This is a genomic window from Fibrobacter sp., assembly GCF_017551775.1.
GTDB lineage: Bacteria > Fibrobacterota > Fibrobacteria > Fibrobacterales > Fibrobacteraceae > Fibrobacter.
Genome location: NZ_JAFZKX010000089.1, coordinates 1 through 5,272 on the forward strand (window position 1 = coordinate 1; position 5,272 = coordinate 5,272).

Consider the following 5,272-nt stretch of genomic DNA (forward strand, 5'->3'; position numbering starts at 1 on the left):
CCGAACTAAAGACCTTGTCCAGAACGTTGCCGTATTTATATATATTTCGGTAAAAGAGGTATATATGGCGATGAAACTGGTTTCTTTTGCGGCGCTGACCGCATTGGCTATTCCTGCGCTTGCCGCACAGAACGTGGTGGTCGTTGACGACCTGAATCCGGGAATTACCATCAACAAGACGGACATGATGGCTGCCGACCTTGCCATCTGGAATCCGCCTAGCCGTTATTACGACATGACGCAGGCGCTTGTGGACGGCGGCTACACCGTTTTCCGCTTCCCGAACGGCTCGCTTTCTAACGATTATCACTGGAACGGAATCGGCAGCTACGATAGCACCGGCCTCTGGACGCCCGATTCTACCAAGTGGGCGCGCGGCTTTTTGGGCGAAACAATTTACCGCGGCACTACAAAGGATAACTACGGCTTTATCCGTAGGAGCCACCTCGCCGACGGCAAAAAAGAAACCATGTGGTGGGGCGAAATCCTTGACCCGGTTGACCCGCCCTGGGTAGTGATTGAGTTCCCCGAGAAGATGAACCTCGATTCCCTGCAAATCGACTGGGGCAATTTGCGCCCGAAGTCTTTTGAGTTTGCGTACTGGGACGGCGACTACGCCGAATACCCGGGCGTGCACCAGGCGCTTGAAAACAAGCTCAAGACGGAATCCGTGGTGCGTGTGAACTCGGAGACGACCAAGTACAAGTTCAAGCAGCTCCGCACCCGCTACGTGGCGATTCGCTTCAAGACGAGCGACTTGCCGAGCAAGGGCGTGCAGATTCGCGAGATGAAGTTGTTCAGCGGGGAATCTGACCTGCTCGAAGGTAACAACTACAAGTTCTACGCGATGTCTACCCGCAACGGCGACAAGGCCCGCACGGACTGGACCGACATCAAGTGGGATTTCGAAGCGTTCATGGAATATATAAAGACGCTTCCGGACGCGAAGGCCGTAATTTGCGTGAATGCGGGAACGGGCACGGCGCAAGAAGCCGCCGCCTGGGTGCGCTATGCGAATAAGGTGAAGGGCTACAACATCAAGCGCTGGGAAATCGGTAACGAGCTCGACGGTGAATGGGAAGAATCCGGCCCGATTTCGGCGAGGCAGTATGCCGCCCGCTTCTTGGAATATGCCCGCGCGATGAAGGCCGTGGACTCCACGATCATTTTGCACGGACCGCTCCTGAGCACATATAACATGCTGCTGAAGGGCGCCGGCATTCTCGATGGCAAGTACTGGATGGAAGAATTCCTGCGCATCGTGGGCGAGGCCGAAAAGAAAGACGGCAAGCGTTACCTCGACGTGGTGGACCTCCACAATTACCCGTACTGGACGGCGAATGCCCCGAGTGCCGCCGAGATGCTCAAGGCCATGCTGGCGGTGGGCCCGAACATGGATACGCTCGACGTGTGGATGAAGCGCCACCTCGAAGGCGAACGCCGCGTGTTCCTCTCGGAATTCAGTACCTGCGTGCAAGGATTTAGCCTGCTCATGGACTACCCGCAGGCAACCGCTGTCGCGACAATTTTTGCCCAGCATGCGGTGCGCTTTGGCAACCGCCTGGAAGTGCTCCCGTGGGATGCTTTTGGCAACCTGTTCAAGGGCCCGGACGATACCTGGGGTACCATCAGCATGACGGCGCTGTTGAAGGAAGGTTCCTGGAACTACTGGAAGTCTCTGGAACCGACGGCGGAATACTACGGGCTCTACATGACGTTCAAGCGCTTCTTGGAAGATGGCTACTCTGTACTGCCGGTATCGAGCGCGAGCCCTGACGTGGAAGCCTATGCGATTGGCAAGGGCGATTCCGTGCGCGTGATGCTCGTAAACTTGTCGGAAATTCCGCAGGTGGTACAGGTTGACCGTGCGAGCGTTGCCACCGCAGGTTCTGCCGAGGTGGGCAAGGGCGACCTGGTGCGTACCGAAGTGGACGTGTTCGGCGCCGACCAGTTCAAGTGGGTGGGCACGTGGCAGAATTCCTATCCGTACCCGAAGATGGGCCCGAGCGGGCGCCGCATCAACCCGAGCAAGAGCAAGGACGTGACTATTCCGCCGTTCGGGCTTGCAGTTGTGCGCATCAACCCGCGCGTAGTTGGACTTGATGAAGCCACGAAGGCGAATGCGGCACAACCGCAGGTCATTGCCGCGGCCCTCGAGAAGAAGGTGCTCCTTGCGGGCGATACGATTGACCTGTTCGTGACGGGCATCCAGGAAAACGGCCAGCTCACGAACGGAGTCGTGACGGTCGATAACTGGGGCAAGCGCGGACTGTTTGTAACTTCGGTGAAGCCCGATGACGGCAAGTGGAATTCGTCCATCGAGAGCTTCCACGTGAAGATTCCTATTCCCGAAGACATGTACAGTGCCAAGCGTACCATCGGCGTGACGCTTTATGGCCTTGGCGGCAAGACTGCCGTGTTTAAAATCCCGTTCCGCGTGCGTGGCGCCTACCGTACCACGAAAATCATGCAGAACTTCGACAATGGCCTCGACGCGGTGGACTGGTACCCTGTGGCGAACGGCGACAACGCGACGACTATTGGCGCGAAGGTCTTTAATGGGGCGCCTCCGCATGGCGGATTCATCCGTCATGACTTCTTGATTGAGCAGCCGCCTACGCAGAGCTGGCCGAACTTTGCTGGCGCCTACTACGTGATTCCCGAGGAAGTCAAGAAGTCGGTGGGCATCGTGTTCGACTATGCGACGAACCACAACAATCCCGACGGCTACTTCGAAGTGCAGATTGCGAGCAGCCAGGTGGAAGACTACGACGAGTTCATGGTCCGCCTGAAAAACACCCGCGGTTCTTGGGTGCGCGACACGCTCATCTGGGAGAACATGGCGCAGGAAGGCTGGGGCAAGACTATCCCGCAGCTCGACCCGACGAAAATCAAGAACTTCGCGTTCCGTGCCCGCCATAGCGGCATGGGCTACATCAGCCTCGACAACATCTACCTGTTACAGGAAGACGGAACCGAGGTCCCGATGCCGCGCGGCCTCAGGAGACTGCGTTAAGAGCGGGTTGCGCGCCGTTTAAAGAGAGCTCTGTTTAAAAAGTGCACCGTTTAAAAAGCGGGTCGCGCACTTTTTTAACCCGAAAAAAAGAAAATGCAAAAAGAAAATCGCCGGCATCTCGCCGGCGATTTCTCGTTAATTCGTTTATCGCTTATCGCGGTCGATCCAGGGGCGTTCCGTCTCGCCGGTGTAAATCTGGCGCGGACGGTTGATTTTGCTCTGCGGGTCGTCGTGCATTTCCTTCCAGTGGGCAATCCAGCCGGGCAAACGGCCGATGGCGAACATCACGGTAAGCATGTTCGTCGGGATGCCCATGGCGCGGTAGAGGATGCCCGAGTAGAAGTCCACGTTCGGGTAGAGCTTGCGCGCGATGAAGTAGTCGTCCTTGAGGGCGGCTTCTTCGAGCTTGAGCGCGATATCCAACAGCGGGTCGTGCACGTGTTCGCGTTCGAACACCTGGTACATGAGCTTTTTCAATACCTTGGCGCGCGGGTCGTAGCTCTTGTACACGCGGTGGCCAAAGCCGGAGAGCCTGAACGGGTCGTTCTTGTCCTTCGCCTTGTCCATCACCTGCTCGATGGTCATGCCGCTCTGCTGGATGCGCAGGAGCGTTTCGAGCACGGCCTGGTTAGCACCGCCATGGAGCGGGCCCCAAAGGGCGCAGATGCCGGCGCAGATACTCGCGTAAAGGTTTGCCTGCGAGCTGCCCACCATACGCACCGTCGACGTGGAGCAGTTCTGCTCGTGGTCGGCATGCACAATGAGGAGCGTGTTGAGCGCCTTTTCCATGATCGGATCCGGGTGGTACGGACGAGCCTTACTGCTGAACATCATGTTCAGGAAGTTGCTGCAGTAGCTGCGTTCCGCTTCCGGGTACACGAACGGTTCGCCGATGCTCGCCTTGTAGGCAAAAGCGGCGATGGTGCGGATCTTGGAAATAAGGCCCGCGGTCGTGAGTTCGAAGGCGCTCGCGATGTTTTCGTCGTCGTAAAAACGCGGAGTGAAGAGACCCACGGCGTTCACGATGGAACTGAGGATGCCCATCGGGTGCGCGCTCGGCGGCATTTCACGGAAGAAATGCAGCAGGTTCTCGTGCAAAAGCGCGTTTTCGGTGAGAAGCGTGCGGAAATGTCCGAGCTGTTCCGGAGTCGGGAGCTCACCGTAAATCAGGAGCCACGCCGTTTCGGGGAACGTCGCCTTTTCGGCGAGATCTTCGATGGAGTAGCCTCGGTAACGGAGAATGCCCTTTTCGCCATTCACGTAGGTGATGGCGCTCTTGGTGCTGCCCGTGTTCAGGTAGCCGTAATCCAGCGTGACCAGTCCCGATTCCTTGCGGAGGGAACTGATGTCGAGACCGTGTTCGTTCTCGGTGCCTTCAACCACGGGGAGCTCGAAGCTCTTTCCGTTGTAATTCAAGGTCGCTTTTTCGGACATTTATCCTCCGGTTACTTCATTTCCTTTATGCAATTATAAATATTTTCGAACAGCTTGCCGAGCTTTTCGGTCGGGACGGCGCTGAAAGCGACGCGGATAAGGCCCGAAAGCATGATGGTGCCCGTGCTGTAGTCCTTGATGAGCTTCTGGCGGAGTTCTTCGGCATCGACGCCCTTCGGCTTGATGCACATAAAGTAACCGCTGTTGCACGGCATGGCCTCGAAGGCTTCCTTGTATTCCGGGTGGCTTGCGAGCACTTCCTTGATGATGTCGTAGCGCTTCTTGAGGGTAGCGTACTTCTCGGCCTTCTGGTCCACGTATTCGGGGCTCTGGTAGGCGGCGAGCAGAATCCTCTGGCTGATGGAGGGGCCGTTGCTGATATTGCCGCGGACCGTACCGGCGGCCTTGTCTTCGAGGGCCTTGAGCTGGGCGGCGGTGGCGCCCTTGAAACCGAAGCTCATGAAGCCGACGCGGAAGCCCCAAACGTAGTCTTCCTTGGTCGGGCCGTCGAGCTTGACGGCGAGCAGGTTCTCGTGGGCGTCGACAATCTTCACGAAGAGTGATTCCTTGGTCACGCCTTCTTCGTACACGAGGCCGAAGTAGGCATCGTCGAGCAGGGCCACGACCTTGTTGCCGGCGGCGGCGCAGTCGGTGAGGATCTTCGCGATTTCGACCGCTTCCTTCTCGGTGGCGGTGTAGCCGGTCGGGTTGTTCGGGAAGTTCAGGAGCACGACCTTCTTGTCGCTCTTGCTTTCGGCGAGGGCGGCCTTGAGGGCTTCGGTATCGAAACCGCCGTTCTTGAAGGTGTTGAACGTCTTGATC

3 protein-coding genes are annotated in these 5,272 nt (G+C 57.6%); 1 reads left to right on the forward strand and 2 read right to left on the reverse strand.

Features of this window, described 5'->3' with window-relative positions:
* Nucleotides 1–64 precede the first annotated feature (64 nt).
* The gene (locus tag IK012_RS10700; RefSeq protein WP_290954230.1) at nucleotides 65–3,016 is read left to right on the forward strand and encodes a glycoside hydrolase family 44 protein; all 2,952 of its coding nucleotides are present in this window, start codon (nucleotides 65–67) and stop codon (nucleotides 3,014–3,016) included.
* A gap of 144 nt (nucleotides 3,017–3,160) precedes the next feature.
* On the opposite strand, the gene IK012_RS10705 is transcribed toward IK012_RS10700, so the two are convergent.
* On the reverse strand, nucleotides 3,161–4,450 hold the full coding sequence (locus IK012_RS10705) for a citrate synthase (protein WP_290954233.1): 1,290 nt from the start codon (nucleotides 4,448–4,450) through the stop codon (nucleotides 3,161–3,163).
* An 11-nt stretch (nucleotides 4,451–4,461) separates the two neighbouring features.
* A partial coding sequence (locus IK012_RS10710) for an aminotransferase class I/II-fold pyridoxal phosphate-dependent enzyme (protein WP_290954236.1) occupies nucleotides 4,462–5,272 on the reverse strand: 811 nt, incomplete at its 5' end.

Coding starts and splice junctions, on each gene's coding strand:
- IK012_RS10700 (WP_290954230.1), top strand. CDS start 65: ATGGCGATGAAACTGGTTTCTTTTGCGGCGCTGACCGCATTGGCTATT.
- IK012_RS10705 (WP_290954233.1), bottom strand. CDS start 4,450: ATGTCCGAAAAAGCGACCTTGAATTACAACGGAAAGAGCTTCGAGCTC.